Raw genomic sequence first — 14,989 nt, forward strand, 5'->3', positions numbered from 1 at the left:
AGATTTGTTTTGCTGGAAGAGAACTCGCCCTTCCTTGGTGCGTAATGAATAACCAACCGACCAGTCTGCAACAAATCACTCTTGATGAACGAATGTTGCAGTGCGTGTTGGAAAAATTATAAGCAAAAACAATCTATTGTGGGCGGGTCTTGTGGCCGTGTGTCACCGTCGGCACCGGTATGCGCAACTGCCTGCATGGCGCCCACATGGCAAGGGCGCCGCCGGAGCCGGCGACGCCCTTCGTGATGCGGTATGCCGATGCCGCTCAGTTCGCCTGGCGGCGCAGGAAGGCCGGAATGTCGAGGTAATCCTCTTCGCTGCTCTGCGGCGCCCGCTCGGCCGGGTCGATCGCACCCAGGCGCGGTGCCGCCTGGGGCTGCTGCTGCGGCTGGGGCCGCGGGGCCGGCTGCGCCGCGCGCGGCGGCTCGGCATGGCCGCGGCCGATGATGCGCTGGAACAGGCTCGGAGCCGCCTGACGCGGCTTCGGTGCCGGCTGCGGCTGGGTGGCACGCAGTGCGCCCAGCGGCATGTCGGCCTCGTTGCGGCTCACCATCGGCTGCATCGGCCGCGGCGCCAGGAACGCATCGCCCGCCACCTCGGCGGCCGGGCGCTGTTCGGCAACGCGCGGGTCGGCGAAACGCTGCTCGACGGGTGCTGCCGGCGCCCGCTGCGCCGTCTGGACCGGCAACTCGCCCATGGTATGGACGGCGGTCGCAGCCTTGCGCGTGAGCGCCGCGATCGAGGCCGGCTCGTCGAGCCGGGCCATGACGGGCTCCGGCTGGGCTTCGACCGTGGCGGCGAGCGGCGTCAGCGCCGCGGCCCGCTGCTGGGCTGCGGCCTGGGCCGCCGCCGCGGCGCGGGCGGCGTTCGAGACCTCGGCGTCGATGCCGGTCGCCACGACCGAGATGCGCATCTTGCCTTCGAGCTTCTCGTCAAAGGTCGAGCCGAAGATGATGTTCGCTTCCGGATCGACTTCCTCGCGGATGCGGTTTGCGGCCTCGTCGACCTCGAAGAGGGTCATGTCCGAGCCGCCGGTAATGTTGATCAGCACGCCCTTGGCGCCGCGCATCGAGACATCGTCGAGCAGCGGGTTCGAGATCGCGGCCTCGGCCGCGTCGATCGCGCGCTTTTCGCCCGCGGCCTCGCCCGTGCCCATCATCGCCTTGCCCATCTCGCTCATGACGGCGCGGATGTCGGCGAAGTCGAGGTTGATGAGGCCCGGCATGACCATGAGGTCGGTAACGCCGCGCACGCCGGCATAGAGCACGTCGTCGGCCATCTTGAAGGCCTCGGCGAAGGTCGTGCGTTCGTTCGCGACGCGGAACAGGTTCTGGTTCGGGATGATGAGCAGCGTGTCGACGAATTTCTGCAGTTCTTCGATGCCCGCCTCGGCGAGCCGCATGCGGTTCGTGCCCTCGAACTGGAACGGCTTGGTGACGACGCCGACCGTCAGGATGCCGTTCTCGCGCGCCATCTTGGCGATGACCGGGGCAGCGCCCGTGCCCGTGCCGCCGCCCATGCCGGCGGTGATGAACACCATGTTCGAGCCATTGAGGTGGCCCAAGATCTCCTCGGTCGCCTCTTCGGCGGCCTGGCGGCCGACGTCCGGCCGGGCGCCGGCGCCGAGGCCGCGCGTCACCGACTGACCCAGCTGCACCTTGCGGTCGGCCAGCGAATGCTGCAGCGCCTGCGCGTCGGTGTTGCAGGCGATGAACTCGCAGCCGACCAGGTTGGCGCGGACCATGTTGTTCACCGCATTGCCGCCGGCGCCGCCGACGCCGACCACCATGATGCGAGGGGTCAGGTCGCTGAATTCCTTGGGAATGCTGAGGTTGATGGTCATCGGTTCCTCCGGGTCAGGGCACGGGCCGTCGGGCTTTGGTTACGAGAAGCAAGCAACAAGGGCGATTCGATAGCGAAGTCTCAATCTGACCGGCCCTTCGCCAGTGCCGCGATTCTGATCGAATCGGTTGGTCAGATCAATAGGCGGTAGTGAAATTGGCGCCGGCATACTACAAATTCTCCTTCAGCCAGCCGCCGATACGGCCGAGCACACCCTTGGGCTGATCGGGCGCATTGGGGTCGCGTCCGCGCGTCTCTGCGCGCTCGGACGCGGCGAAATGCAGCAGTCCCGCGGTGGTCGCGAAGGCCGGTCCGCCGGTCGACTCGGCGAGGCCGGAAATTCGCGTCGGCTTGCCGACTCGCACCTGTTTGTCGAGAATCATGCCGGCGAGCTCGCGCGTGCCGGGAAGTTGCGCGGCGCCGCCGGTCAGCACGACCTGGCGGCCGGCGAGCTTGTCGAAGCCCGAGGTCTCGAGCCGGTTGCGCACGAGCTCGAACGTCTCTTCGAGCCGGGGCGTGATGATCGCGATCAGGTGCGACTTCGGCACGTGGTTGGTGTGCCCATCCTCCTCCTCGCCCACCACCGGCACGCTGATCGTCTCGCGCTCGTCGGCGGGCGACGGGATGGCGCTGCCGTAGAGCGTCTTCATGCGCTCGGCATGGGAGATCGGGGTCGAGAGCCCGCGCGCGATGTCGTTCGTCACGTGCACGCCGCCGACCGGCACCGTGTCGGCATAGACGATCGAGCCGTCGTAGAAGACCGCGATCGAGGTCGTGCCGCCGCCCATGTCGATGACGGTGACGCCCAGTTCCATCTCGTCGTCGACGAGGGCGGCCAAGCCCGCGGCATAGGGCGAGACGACCATGCCCGCCACTTCCAGGTGGCAGCGGCCGACCGCGGCCATCATGTTGCGCACGGCAGCGGAGCCCGCCGAGACGACATGCATGTTGACGCCCAGGCGGTCGCCCATCATGCCGCGCGGGTCGCGGATGCCACGGCTGCCGTCGATCGAGAATCCCACCGGGATCGAATGGATGATCTGCCGGTCGGTCGGCTCGCGATAGGCATGGCCCTGGTTCAGGACGCGCTTCATGTCGGCATCGCCGATCTCGCGCCCGCCGATCGAGATCTCGATCGGCACGATGCGCGAGGCGGGGAAGCCGCCGGACAGGTTGACGATGACCTGGGTGATGGTCTCGCCCGCCATCTGCTCGGCGGCATGGACCGCGTTCAGCATCGAGGTCGCCGCGGCATCGAGGTCGACGATCTGCCCGGCGCGCACGCCGCGCGACACCTGATGGCCGATGCCGAGCACGCGCGGGCCGCCGGTCTCGCGGCGCGCGATGAAGCTGCACACTTTGGTAGTGCCGATGTCGACGGCGGCGATCAGCGTGCCGCGCGGACGGGATGCGGCCTTGCTCATGTCTTCTTCGGGGCGGTCTTGGCGGGTTTCGTCGGGGTCGTCTTCGTCGGCTCCTGGTTCACCTTGACGACGACCCGGTCCGCCAGGCGCAGGTCGACGCGCTCGATGTCGCGCGCGAGCAGGCCGTGGTCGCGATCGATCGCGGCCAGATGGGTCCAGGCGCCGGCGACGCCGTCCTCGGGCAGCTCGACGTCGATGCCGCTGTCGAGCTTCAGGTTCCAGCGCCGGTCGTTGATCCAGACCGCTGCCTGCACCTTCTTCATCAGGTCCGGCTGGGTGCCCAGCACCTGGATCAGGCTCTGCGCGTGCTTGGGCGCGTCGTCGCCGACGACCAGCAGCAGGTTGGAATAGCGCTCCAGATGCTCGGTCGCGACCACGACGCCGTCCTGGTCGATCAGCACCATTTTGCCGTGACGCTGCCAAAGGGCGAGCGGCTTGCGCTCGACCAGCTTGATGTAGATGCGGCCGGGCAGCTGCCGCTCGACCGCGGCGGTGCGCACCCACGGCAGCGCTTCGAGCTGCAGCTTCGCGGCGGCGGGGCTGACGCCGAAGATCGGCCCGCCGGGGCGGGCATTGACCGCGGCCAGGATCTCGGCCGGCGTCGTCATCTGCCGGCCCTCGACGTCGAGCGTCTGCACCGTGAAGCCGGCCGCGGCCGTCGTCGCCAGGAGCGCGTTCGAGAGCCGGTTGCCATGATCGAGCTGATCGGCGGCGCCGAGGCCGCCGAAGACGAGCACGGCCAGGCCCAGGACGGCGCCCGCGACCCGCGTCGGCCGCCGCGGCAGCCAGCGCGCGATCCGGCGCTTCAGCAGCAGGCGCTTCGCGCCCTCGAGATTCTTGGCGGCTGGTTTCACGCGTCGCATGTCGCAGACTCCACCATCCAAGCGCAGAGGTCGGCATAGGAGATGCCCGCCGCGCGCGCCGCGTCCGGTACCAGCGAGGTCGGCGTCATGCCGGGCTGCGTGTTGACTTCGAGCAGATAGAGCTTGCCGGGGCCGGCCCCCGTATCGGTGCCCGTGTCGTCGTAGCGGAGGTCGGCGCGGCTCACGCCGCGGCAGCCGAGCGCCTGGTGGGCCGTGACGGCGATGCGTTCGGCCTCGGCATAGGTCGCAGGCGGCAATTGGGCCGGGCAGATGTGAGTCGACCCGCCGACGGCGTATTTCGCTTCGTAATCGTACCAGGTGCCGCGCGAGACGATCTCGATGACGCCCAGTGCCTTGTCGCCCATGACCGCGACGGTAATCTCGCGACCGGGGATGAAGCGCTCGACCAGCATCTCGTCCTTGAGCTGCTCGGCGGCGAGCACGTGGTTCTGCCCTTCGCGCACGATGATGACGCCGACCGACGAGCCCTCGTTCGCCGGCTTCACCACATAGGGCGCCGGCATGACCGTCTCGGCGAGGATTTCTTCGCGCGAGGCCACGCGGCCCTCGACGACCGGCAAGCCGGCGGCGGCGAACACGGTCTTCGCCATCGGCTTGTCCATGGCGACGGCCGAGGCGAGCAGGCCCGAATGGGTATAGGAGATGCCCATCAGGTTGAGCAGCGCCTGAATATGGCCGTCCTCGCCGCCGCGGCCGTGCAGCGCGTTGAACACCACGTCGGGCTTGGGCGTAAGCAGGCCCGCAAGTGCTGCCGGGTCGCGCGGCGGGTCGATCTCGACCACGTCGTAGCCCTTCTCGCGGAGTGCCTCGGCGCAGCCGCGGCCGCTCGACAGCGAGACCTCGCGCTCGGCCGACCAGCCGCCCATCAGCACCGCGACGCGCTTCTTCCTGGCTTCGGTCATGGCGTGATCCCCGCAATTCCGGGCAAAGGCCGGCCGATTCGCTTGATTTCCCACTCGAGCGCGATGCCGCTCGTCTCGAACACGCGCCGGCGTACTTCCTCGCCGAGCCCTTCGAGGTCGGCGGCGGTCGCGTCGCCGCGGTTGATGAGGAAATTCGTGTGCAGCTCCGACACTTGGGCGCCGCCGCGCGTGAGGCCGCGGCAACCGGCCTGGTCGATGAGGGCCCAAGCTTTGTGGCCCGGCGGATTGGCGAAGGTCGAGCCGCCGGTGCGCGCGCGGATCGGCTGGCTCGCCTGGCGCTTCGCCTGGATGTCGGCCATGCGGGCGGCCACCGTGGACGGGGCCTCGGGCACGCCCTTCAAGGTCGCGTGCAGGAACACCCAGTCCTCCGGCGCGCCTGAATGGCGATAGCTGAGGTCGAGCTCGGCGGGGGTGACCACCAGGTGGTGCCCCCTGCCGTCGATGACGGCGGCCCCCGACAGCACGTCCTTGATCTCGGCGCCATAGGCGCCGGCGTTCATGCGGAGCGCGCCGCCGATCGTGCCGGGCACGCCGGACAGGAACTCGAGGCCGCCCAATCCGGCCTGCGCACAGCTTTCGGCGACATTGGCATCGAGCGCGCCGGCGCCGGCGTAGACCTGGTCGTCCTTGACCGCGACGTCGGCGAAGGGCCGGCCGAGCCGAATGACGACGCCCGGCACGCCGCCGTCGCGCACCAGCAGGTTGGAGGCGACGCCGATCACCGTCACCGGCACGTCGGCCGGCTTCGTCGTCAGGAATTCGGTCAAGTCGGCCATGTCGGCCGGGCGGAACAGCACCTCGGCCGGGCCGCCGACCCGGAACCAGGTGTTGGCCGCCAATGGCGCGTCGGGCACGAGACGGCCGCGCACCTTGGGCAGGCGGTCGATGAGACGCAGGTTGTGGCGGGCGGACATCATGCGGACGCCCCCGGCAGCTGATCGAGGGCGGCGGGCAGGGCGTTCGCCCAGGCCGAGATCGAGCCGGCGCCCAGGCACACGACCATGTCGCCCGGCTGCGTCAGGTCGCGGACCATTGCTGCCAGCTCGGCCGGGCCGGGCAGGGCCAGGACATGGCGATGGCCGCGCGCGACCAGGCCTGCAACCAGATGATCGCGGTCGATGCCCGGCAGCGGGGCCTCGCCCGCCGGATAGATATCGGCGACCAACACCGTGTCAGCGTCGTTGAAGCAGCGGCAGAATTCGTCGAACAAATTTGCGACGCGGCTGTAGCGGTGCGGCTGCACCACGGCCACGACACGGCCGCGCGTCGCCTGGCGCGCCGCCTTCAGCACGGCCGCGATCTCGACCGGGTGATGGCCGTAGTCGTCGATCACGGTGACGCCGTTCGAGACGCCGGTCTTGGTAAAGCGGCGCTTGACGCCGCCGAAATTGGCGAGCGCCGTCTTCAGCACCTGGTCCTCGATGCCCATCTCGCTGCCAACCGCGATGGCGGCGAGCGAGTTCAGCACATTGTGCTGGCCGTACATCGGCAGCCGGACCCGCTCGAGCCGGCGTTCGGCGCGCGAGATCCGGTCGGTCAGCACCACGTCATAGACGGCGCCATCCGGGCCGATCTCGACATTCTCGGCCCGCACGTCGGCCTGGGGCGAGAGCCCGTAGGTCACGAGGCGCCGGTCCGAGACGCGCGGGATCATGCTCTGGACGACCGGATGGTCGATGCAGAGGGCGGCGAAGCCATAGAACGGGATGTTGGTGACGAAGCTCTCGAACGCCGCCTTGACCGCGTCGAAATCGCCGTAGAAGTCGAGATGCTCCGGGTCGATGTTGGTGACGATGCCGATCGTCGCCGGCAGCTTGATGAAGGTGCCGTCGCTCTCGTCGGCCTCCGCCACCATCCATTCGCCGGCGCCGAGCCGCGCGTTCGTGCCGTAGGCGTTGATGATGCCGCCATTGACCACGGTCGGGTCCAGGTTGGCGGCGTCGAGCACGGCCGCCACCATCGAGGTCGTCGTGGTCTTGCCATGGGTGCCGGCGATCGCGATCGACCATTTGAGGCGCATGAGCTCGCCCAGCATCTCGGCGCGGCGCACGACCGGCAGCAGGCGGGCGCGAGCCGCGACCAGCTCCGGATTGTCGGCCTTGATCGCCGAAGAAATGACGACGACCTGGGCGTTCTCGATGTTCTCCGCGGCATGGCCGATCTTGACCGGAATGCCGAGCTTGACGAGCCGCTGCGTATTGCCGCTGTCGCTGACGTCGCTGCCCTGCACCGAATAGCCCAAGTTGTGCAGGATCTCCGCGATCCCGCTCATGCCGATGCCGCCGATGCCGACGAAATGCACCGTGCCGATGCTGAGCGGCAGCGCCCTCATGGCCGGTCCCCCTTGGTCAGTCGTTCTACCAGATCCGCGAGCCGCTCCGCCGCTGCCGGCTCGCCCAGCGCGCGGGCGGCTTCGGCGGCGCGGGCCAGCGCCGGACCGTCATTCAACAATTTGGCAAGCAGGGTCGAGACCCGCTCGGCCGTGAATTCCGCCTCGGACAGCAGCCAGGCGGCACCATGCTCGACCAGCACGCGTGCGTTGGCGGTCTGCTCGTCGGCGATGGCGCCGGCGAACGGCACCAGCAGGGCCGGGCGGCCGGCGACGGTCAGCTCCGCCGTGGTCGAGCCCCCGGCGCGCGCCAGCACCAGTTGGGCGGCGGCCAGCCGCGCCGGGATGTCGTCGAAGAAGCGTCGGGTCTCGACGGCGAGCCCGCTGCCGCGATAGGCGGCCTCGACCGCCTCCAAATCTTCCGGGCGGACCTGCTGGCTCACCACCAGCCTGGCTTTCAGATCCGTCGGCAGGGCTTTGAGGGCATCGGGCACGACGCGTGACAGAATGCGGGCCCCCTGGCTGCCGCCGATGATGAGCAGGCGGATCGGGCCGTCGGCGCCGGGTGCCTCGTAGGGCAGGTCGCGCACGGCGACCACGGCCGGCCTGACCGGATTGCCCGTGCGCTCGATCTTGGCCGCATCGGTGGCCGGCACGCCCGCGACCGTGTCGAACGAGGTCGCAATCGCGCCCACCCGGGTCGCCAGCATCTTGTTGGCCCGGCCCAAGACTGCGTTCTGGTCGTGGATCAGGGTCGGCAGCTTGAGGCTGGTGGCGGCGACCATGGTCGGCATCGACGGATAGCCGCCGAAGCCGACGACCGTGCCGGGGGCGAGCCGCCGCAGCAGGCGGCGCGCCTCGAGGATGCCGCGGCCGAGATCGACGGCGAAGCGCGCTTTGGCCAGCAGGCCGCCGCCGAGCCGGCCGGCGCGCACGCGATAGGTGTCGACACCGTCGACCGGGAACGCCTTGCCGCGCTTGTCGGTGACGAGCGCCACCGGCCGGCCGCGGCGGATGAGCGCGCGCGCGAGCGCCTCGGCCGGGAACAGATGGCCGCCGGTGCCGCCGGCGGCGAGCACAACCAGCGAATTCGGCAGGGAGGAACGGGGCGCCGTCACACCAGCTCTCCCGTGCCGTAGCGCCGCCGGGTCAAGGCCAGCAGCATGCCCATGCCGAGGCCGAGCGCGATCAGCGACGAGCCGCCGTAGCTGAGGAACGGCAGGGTCATGCCCTTGGTCGGGATCATCTTCAGGCTCGACGCCATGTTGATGACCGCCTGCAGGCCGAACTGCACCAGGAGGCCGGTGCCGGCGAGCACGACATAGAGGTTGTTCTCGTGAAAGAGGCGGGCGAAGCCGCGGAGCACGATGAAGGCGAAGACGGCGATGATGATCAGGCAGACGACCAGGCCCAGCTCCTCGCCCGCGACCGCGAACACGAAGTCGGCATGGGCGTCGGGCAGGTATTCCTTGACCGTGCCCTCGCCCGGCCCACGGCCCCAGAGCCCGCCGTTGGTGAAGGCCTCGAGCGAGCGCATGACCTGGTAATTGTCGCCGGCCTGCGGGTCGAGGAACCGGTCGATGCGGCTCGTCACGTGCGGCAGCAGGAAATAGGCGCCGACCAGGCCCACGGCGCCGGCGCCCATCAGGCCCACGACCAGGATGATCGGCAGGCCGGCCAGGTAGAACTGGGTGAACCAGATCGTGCTGACCACGACCGCCTGGCCCAGGTCCGGCTGCTTCAAGAGCAGGCCGACGGTCAGGAAATAGAGGCCGATTGCAATCGCGTTGCCCGGCACGCGGACGTGGGGGTTCTTCTGCTGGGCAAACAGCCAGGCGCAGACGATGGCGAAGCAGGGCTTCACGAACTCCGACGGCTGGATCGACATGCCGCCGACGCTGACCCAGCGCCTGGCGCCCTTGATCTCAGTGCCCATGACGAAGGTGAGGCAGAGCAGCGCCAGCGTCACGGCCAGGCCGATCATGGCACCGCGCCGGATCGTCTTCGGCGACTGCAGCGAGACGAAGAACATGGCGCCCAATGCCAGCGGCATGATCAGCATCTGGTGGCGCACGAAATAGAAACTGTCGGCGCCGATGCGCTCCGCCACCGCCGGGCTCGCCGCCAGGATCAAGAGGCCGCCGAAGCCGCACAGCACGCCGATCGCGAGCACCGTCCAGCGGTCGACGGTCCACCACCAGCGGCCGATGATGCTCTGGTCGGTACGGGCAATGTTCATCGGCGGGCCTCGTCGACTGCGGCACGGGCGAGCGTGCGGAACGCATCGCCGCGCGCCTCGTAGCTGGTGAACTGATCATAGGACGCGCAGGCCGGCGACAGCAGCACGACCGCGTCCGGGGCGCCGTCGCGCCGGGCGGCCGCCGTGGCGTCGGCGATCGCGGTCTTGAGGTCGCCCGAGCGAGTGACCGGCACCTGGGACCCGAGCGTTTGCGCGAACTCGTCCGCCGCCTGGCCGATGAGGAAGGCGCGTGCGATGCGCGGGAAGAAGCTCTTGAGCGAGGTGATGCCGCCCGCTTTGGGCAGGCCGCCGGCAATCCAGTAGATCCGGTCATAGCAGCCCAAGGCCTTGGCTGCCGCGTCGGCGTTGGTCGCCTTCGAATCATTGACGAAGCGGATGCCGGGCAGCTCGGCCACCAGCTCCTGCCGGTGCGGCAGGCCGGGATATGTCGCAATGGCCGCGGCGATCTCGGCGGGTGCCACGCCCGCGGCGCGGCAGGCGGCATAGGTGGCGGCGGCGTTCTGCCAATTGTGCCGGCCGGGCAGGGTCGGCACGGGCCCGAGGTCCATGATCGAGCGCTGGGCACCGTCGAGATCGTCGATGAGCCGGCCGTCCATGACGTAGACGCCACCTGCGACCGGGCCTTCCGCCGAGATGCGGACGAGGCGGGCAGGGCCGCGGGCGAGCTCGGCCGCAAGCGTGCGCGTATGTTCGTCGTCGACGCCGATGATCGCCGTGTCGCTTGGCCCCTGGTTCAGGAAGATGCGCCGCTTGGCCGCAATATAGCCAGCCATGTCGCCATGCCGGTCGAGATGGTCGGGCGTCACGTTGAGCAGGATCGCCGTGGCGAAGCGGGTGTGCTGGACCAGGTCGAGCTGGAAGCTCGACATCTCGATCACGTAATGGCCCTCGGCGCTCAAGGCCGGCAGCGACAGGACCGCGGTGCCGAGATTGCCGCCGACGGCGGTTTCGAGGCCGGCCTTGGCCATGACATGGCCGATGAGCGCCGTCGTCGTCGACTTGCCGTTGGTGCCGGTGATGCCGGTGAAGCGGGCGCCCGTGCCGGCGCGGCCCAGGAGCTCGATGTCGCCGATCACCTCAATGCCGGCGACAAGCGCGCGCGCCGCGGCCGGATGCGGCTTCGGGTGGGTGAGCGGGATGCCGGGGCTCATGACGAGGGCGGCCCAGTCGAGCGGCTCGGCCGTCGCGAGATCAGCAAGCACGAGGCCCCGGGCCTCGCCCGCGGCACGGCCCTTCTCGCCGTCGTCCCAGGCGACGACGCGCGCGCCCGAGGCTTGGAGCGCCTCGGCGGCAGCCAGGCCGGTGCGGGCGAGGCCCAGCACCGCCACGGTCCGATTGCGAAAGGGCAGGGTCCGGATCATCGGAGCTTCAGCGTCGACAGGCCGACCGCCGCCAGGATCGTCGCGATGATCCAGAAGCGGATGACGATCGTCGGCTCGTGCCAACCCTTCTTCTCGAAATGATGATGGATCGGCGCCATGCGGAACACCCGCTTGCCGGTCAGCTTGAAGCTCGCGACCTGGACGATGACCGACACGGTCTCGAGCACGAACACGCCGCCGATGATGGCGAGCACGATCTCGTTCTTGGTGATGACGCTGATGGTGCCCAAGGCGGCACCGATCGCGAGCGAGCCGGTATCGCCCATGAACACCATGGCGGGCGGCGCGTTGAACCACAGGAAGCCGAGGCCCGCGCCGATCAGCGCCGAGCAGAACACCACAAGCTCGCCGGTGCCCGGCACGTGGTGGATCTGCAGGTAGTTGGCATAGACGACGTTGCCGGCGAGATACGCGATGAGCCCGAACGAGAAGGCCGCGATCATCGCCGGCACGATCGCGAGCCCGTCGAGCCCGTCGGTCAGGTTGACCGAGTTGGAGGCGCCGACGATCACGAACATGGCGACGGGCACGAAGAACACGCCCAGCTCGAACAGCGCGTTCTTGAGGAACGGCAGGGCGAACTTGGTCGATAGCCCGTCGCCGGTCAGCTGGACGATGGCGATCGCGGCGGCGCCGGCGATCGCCGCCTCGAGCAGCAGCCGCTGGCGGCCCGAGACGCCCCTGTGCGAGCGGCGGGTGAGCTTCCGGTAGTCGTCGATGAAGCCGACCGCGCCGAAGCCCATGGTGACGAACAGCGTCACCCAGACGAAGCCGTTCGACAGGTCCATCCAGACGAGCGTCGAGACCGACAGCGCCATCAGGATCAGGAAGCCGCCCATGGTGGGCGTGCCCTTCTTCTTGAAATGGCTTTCGGGCCCGTCGGAGCGGATCGGCTGGCCCTCGCCCTGCTTCGACTTCAGCCACGCGATGACGCGCGGCCCCATGATGAAGCTGATGACGAGCGCGGTCAGGAACGCGCCGCCGGACCGCACGGTGATGTAGCGGAACAGATTGAACAGTAGGAACTGGTCGCCAAAGGGAGCCAGGAGATTCAGCATGATGGGGTCTGGCTCTGCGAAGAAGCGGCGCCGCTCAAGAGCGGCTTGACGATGTCGGCCATGCGGGTCCCGAGCGACCCTTTGATCGTGACGACGTCGCCGGGGCGGAGCGCCTCGGCGACGATGGGCGCCAGCTCGGCGGCGGTTTCGCGATGGGCGCCGCGCAGGCGTTCCGGCAGCGCCTCGTAGAGGTGACGCATGAGCGGGCCGCAGGCATAGACCCGGTCGACCCCGCTCTCCGTGAGCGGCTCGGCGAGTGCCCGGTGCAGCGCCGGCCCTTCCTGGCCCAGCTCGCGCATGTCGCCCACGACCGCGATGCGCCGGCCGCTGGCCGCCCGGCGCGCGGCGGCCAGCACGGCGAACGCGGCGCGCATGGCGGCCGGGCTCGCGTTATAGCTCTCGTCGATGAGGGTGGCACTGCCGTCGGCGACGGCGATCGCCACACGCCGGCCGCGCCCGGCGAGGCCCGGCAGGGTCGCGAGCGCGTCGGCGGCGCGGTCAAGGTCGGCACCCAGGGCCTGGACTGCGGCCAGCACGGCCAGCGAGTTCAGCACCAGATGCTTGCCGGGCACGCCCAGGCGATAGGCGAGGCGCCGGCCGGAGAATACCGCGTCGACCTCGCTCGTCTCGGCGCCGAGGGCGACCGAGATGAGCCGGGCCTCGGCGTCCGCGTGCTCGCCGAACGCAACGATGCGCAAGCCGCGGGCGCGCGCCGCGGCGGCGAGGCGCTCGAACATGGCGTTGTCGCGGTTGAGGATCGCGGCAGCACCCGGGGCCATGCCCTCGAAGATCTCGGCCTTGGCGTCGGCGATCGCCTCGATACCGCTGAAATATTCGAGATGCGCCGGTTCGATCGTCGTGATGATCGCGACCTCGGGGCGGACCTGGGCGGTGAGCTCGCGGATCTCGCCCGCATGGTTCATGCCCAGCTCGAACACGCCGAATTCCGTATCGCGCGGCATGCGGGCGAGCGACAGCGGCACGCCCCACTGGTTGTTGAAGCTGCCGGTCGCCCAGTGGGTGCGGCCCTGGCGGGCGAGGCAGTGGGCAAGCGCCTCCTTGGTCGAGGTCTTGCCGACGCTGCCGGTGACCGCTGCCATGCGCGCTTGCGCGCGCGTGCGTGCGCAAGCGCCCAGGCGCTCGAGTGCCGCCTGCGTGTCGTCGACCAGGACAAGCGCCGCATCCGCCGCGACGTCGGCCGGCCGGCGTGCCACGATCGCAAGGCCGGCGCCGGATGACAGCGCCTTGCCGACATAGTCGTGGCCGTCGAGGTTCGGCCCATTGAGCGCCACGAACGCCTCGCCGGCTGCCACCGTGCGGCTGTCGATGGAGACGCCGGTGAGGCTCTCGGGCGGGCTGCCGGATGCAGCGCCCCGGACCGCCTCCGCCAGTTCGGCGGGGGTCCAGAGCAAGGGATGCCGGGCCGTCATCGCTTGAGGCCGCGGGCGTCGATGGCAGCGCGGGCGACGGTGGCGTCGTCGAACGGATGGACGACGCCGGCGACCGTCTGGCCCTGCTCATGGCCCTTGCCGGCGATGACGAACACGTCGCCGGGGCCGAGCAGGCCGATGCCGTGGTCGATCGCGGCGGCGCGGTCGCCGATCTCGATGGCGTCGGGACAGGCGGCCAGGATCGCGCGGCGGATCGCCGCCGGCTCCTCGCTGCGCGGATTGTCGTCGGTCACGATCGGGAGATCGGCGAGCCGGGCGCAGACCTCGCCCATTCGCGGCCGCTTGGTCGGATCGCGGTCGCCGCCGGCGCCGAACGCGACGATCAGCCGGCCGGTCGCATGCGATCTCAGCGCGGTCAGGATCTTCTCGAGCCCGTCCGGGGTATGGGCGTAATCGACGAATACGGACGCGCCGTTGGCGAGCGTCGCGACATGCTCGACCCGGCCGCGCACGCCCTTGAGGCGGGTCAAGGCATCGATCGCGCGGTCCGGCTCGACGCCGGTCGCGATCGCAAGGCCCAAGGCCGCGAGCGCGTTCATCGCCTGGAACGTGCCGACCAGCGGCAGCTCGACCGTGCGTCGGCGGCCCAGTACCTCAAGCTCGAGCCGCTGGCCGGCCGGGACGGACGCCCGGTCGACGAGCCGGAGCGCCGTCGCCGCCGCGCCGAACTCGATGATCGGGTGGCCGGCCGCCCGCGCGACCGCGGCGGCCTCGGCGTATTCCGGGATATCGGCGTTCAGCACGGCGGTCGCACCCGGCGCCAGCACATGCTCGAACAGCCGGAGCTTGGCCGCCAGATAGGCCGCCATGGTCTTGTGATAGTCGAGATGGTCCTGGGTCAGGTTGGTGAAGGCGCCGGCCGTGATGCGCACGCCGTCGAGCCGGTACTGGTCGAGCCCGTGCGACGAGGCCTCGAGCACCGCATGGTCGATGCCGTCGGCCGCGAGCTGGGACAGCGCCCGATGCAGCGCCACCGGGTCGGGCGTTGTCATAGCGCCGGGCTCGAGCCCGTTCGGGCCCTCGATGCCGAGCGTGCCGATCGAGGCGGCGCGATGGCCGGCGTCGGCCCAAATCTGCCGGGTGAAGCTCGCGGTCGAGGTCTTGCCGTTCGTGCCGGTCACGGCCGCGACCGTCTTCGGTTGCGCGCCGTAGAAGCGGGCGGCGACAAGCGCCAGGAGCTGGCGCGGATTCTGATCGACCACGACCGGCACGGCCGCGTGCAGGTGGGCGGCGGCACCCTCCGCGTCGGTCACGACCGCGGCGGCACCGCGGCCGATCGCATCCGCGATGAAGCGGCGCCCATCATTGGCGACGCCCGGCAGCGCTACGAACAGCGTGCCGGGCGAAACGAGGCGGGAGTCAGCGGTGATCGACCGGATCACCGGGTCTTTGGCGGCGGCCCATTCGGCAAGTTTCGGGGCGCGCACGGTCATGAG

At 69.9% G+C, this 14,989-nt stretch carries 12 protein-coding genes; all 12 read right to left on the reverse strand.

Annotation, left to right across the window (positions count from 1 at the left end; genetic code table 11):
* Positions 1-265: 265 nt before the first annotated feature.
* The 12 genes from ftsZ to IEY58_RS12025 all read right to left on the reverse strand — a co-directional run bounded on the left by ftsZ (position 266) and on the right by IEY58_RS12025 (position 14,986).
* Positions 266-1,843 carry a cell division protein FtsZ gene (ftsZ, locus tag IEY58_RS11970; protein ID WP_189045925.1) on the reverse strand — a complete coding sequence of 526 codons (1,578 nt, stop codon included), beginning with the start codon at positions 1,841-1,843 and terminating at the stop codon, positions 266-268.
* A gap of 169 nt (positions 1,844-2,012) precedes the next feature.
* Entirely contained in the window at positions 2,013-3,266 is a 1,254-nt protein-coding gene (gene ftsA, locus IEY58_RS11975; protein ID WP_189045927.1) for a cell division protein FtsA, read from the reverse strand.
* Entirely contained in the window at positions 3,263-4,129 is an 867-nt protein-coding gene (locus IEY58_RS11980; RefSeq protein WP_189045929.1) for a cell division protein FtsQ/DivIB, read from the reverse strand. Before IEY58_RS11980 ends, ftsA begins: the two co-directional genes overlap by 4 nt.
* On the reverse strand, positions 4,117-5,052 hold the full coding sequence (locus IEY58_RS11985) for a D-alanine--D-alanine ligase (RefSeq protein WP_189045931.1): 936 nt from the start codon (positions 5,050-5,052) through the stop codon (positions 4,117-4,119). The genes IEY58_RS11980 and IEY58_RS11985 overlap by 13 nt, the downstream gene beginning before the upstream one ends.
* Positions 5,049-5,987, reverse strand: a complete 939-nt coding sequence (gene murB, locus IEY58_RS11990; protein WP_407648388.1) for a UDP-N-acetylmuramate dehydrogenase — start codon at positions 5,985-5,987, stop codon at positions 5,049-5,051. Before murB ends, IEY58_RS11985 begins: the two co-directional genes overlap by 4 nt.
* Complete coding sequence (murC, locus tag IEY58_RS11995; protein WP_189045935.1) at positions 5,987-7,405, reverse strand: UDP-N-acetylmuramate--L-alanine ligase; 1,419 nt, start codon at positions 7,403-7,405, stop codon at positions 5,987-5,989. The genes murB and murC overlap by 1 nt, the downstream gene beginning before the upstream one ends.
* On the reverse strand, positions 7,402-8,520 hold the full coding sequence (gene murG / locus IEY58_RS12000; protein WP_229743666.1) for an undecaprenyldiphospho-muramoylpentapeptide beta-N-acetylglucosaminyltransferase: 1,119 nt from the start codon (positions 8,518-8,520) through the stop codon (positions 7,402-7,404). The genes murC and murG overlap by 4 nt, the downstream gene beginning before the upstream one ends.
* The gene (locus IEY58_RS12005; RefSeq protein WP_189045937.1) at positions 8,517-9,641 is read right to left on the reverse strand and encodes an FtsW/RodA/SpoVE family cell cycle protein; all 1,125 of its coding nucleotides are present in this window, start codon (positions 9,639-9,641) and stop codon (positions 8,517-8,519) included. Before IEY58_RS12005 ends, murG begins: the two co-directional genes overlap by 4 nt.
* Positions 9,638-11,023 carry a UDP-N-acetylmuramoyl-L-alanine--D-glutamate ligase gene (gene murD, locus IEY58_RS12010; RefSeq protein ID WP_189045939.1) on the reverse strand — a complete coding sequence of 462 codons (1,386 nt, stop codon included), beginning with the start codon at positions 11,021-11,023 and terminating at the stop codon, positions 9,638-9,640. The genes IEY58_RS12005 and murD overlap by 4 nt, the downstream gene beginning before the upstream one ends.
* The gene (mraY, locus tag IEY58_RS12015) at positions 11,020-12,102 is read right to left on the reverse strand and encodes a phospho-N-acetylmuramoyl-pentapeptide-transferase (RefSeq protein WP_189045941.1); all 1,083 of its coding nucleotides are present in this window, start codon (positions 12,100-12,102) and stop codon (positions 11,020-11,022) included. The genes murD and mraY overlap by 4 nt, the downstream gene beginning before the upstream one ends.
* Positions 12,096-13,514: a UDP-N-acetylmuramoylalanyl-D-glutamyl-2,6-diaminopimelate--D-alanyl-D-alanine ligase gene (locus IEY58_RS12020; protein WP_229743667.1), complete on the reverse strand. Its 1,419-nt coding sequence runs from the start codon at positions 13,512-13,514 to the stop codon at positions 12,096-12,098. The genes mraY and IEY58_RS12020 overlap by 7 nt, the downstream gene beginning before the upstream one ends.
* Before the next feature lie 14 nt (positions 13,515-13,528).
* Entirely contained in the window at positions 13,529-14,986 is a 1,458-nt protein-coding gene (locus IEY58_RS12025) for a UDP-N-acetylmuramoyl-L-alanyl-D-glutamate--2,6-diaminopimelate ligase (protein WP_189045945.1), read from the reverse strand.
* Positions 14,987-14,989: the final 3 nt, after the last annotated feature.

Origin of the sequence: Aliidongia dinghuensis, from assembly GCF_014643535.1 — a bacterium.
Classification (GTDB): domain Bacteria; phylum Pseudomonadota; class Alphaproteobacteria; order ATCC43930; family CGMCC-115725; genus Aliidongia; species Aliidongia dinghuensis.

Bases quoted from the DNA above. Each gene is read 5' to 3' on its own strand.
- ftsZ (WP_189045925.1), bottom strand. From the start codon at position 1,843: ATGACCATCAACCTCAGCATTCCCAAGGAATTCAGCGACCTGACCCCT.
- ftsA (WP_189045927.1), bottom strand. From the start codon at position 3,266: ATGAGCAAGGCCGCATCCCGTCCGCGCGGCACGCTGATCGCCGCCGTC.
- IEY58_RS11980 (WP_189045929.1), bottom strand. From the start codon at position 4,129: ATGCGACGCGTGAAACCAGCCGCCAAGAATCTCGAGGGCGCGAAGCGC.
- IEY58_RS11985 (WP_189045931.1), bottom strand. From the start codon at position 5,052: ATGACCGAAGCCAGGAAGAAGCGCGTCGCGGTGCTGATGGGCGGCTGG.
- murB (WP_407648388.1), bottom strand. From the start codon at position 5,987: ATGTCCGCCCGCCACAACCTGCGTCTCATCGACCGCCTGCCCAAGGTG.
- murC (WP_189045935.1), bottom strand. From the start codon at position 7,405: ATGAGGGCGCTGCCGCTCAGCATCGGCACGGTGCATTTCGTCGGCATC.
- IEY58_RS12005 (WP_189045937.1), bottom strand. From the start codon at position 9,641: ATGAACATTGCCCGTACCGACCAGAGCATCATCGGCCGCTGGTGGTGG.
- murD (WP_189045939.1), bottom strand. From the start codon at position 11,023: ATGATCCGGACCCTGCCCTTTCGCAATCGGACCGTGGCGGTGCTGGGC.
- mraY (WP_189045941.1), bottom strand. From the start codon at position 12,102: ATGCTGAATCTCCTGGCTCCCTTTGGCGACCAGTTCCTACTGTTCAAT.
- IEY58_RS12025 (WP_189045945.1), bottom strand. From the start codon at position 14,986: ATGACCGTGCGCGCCCCGAAACTTGCCGAATGGGCCGCCGCCAAAGAC.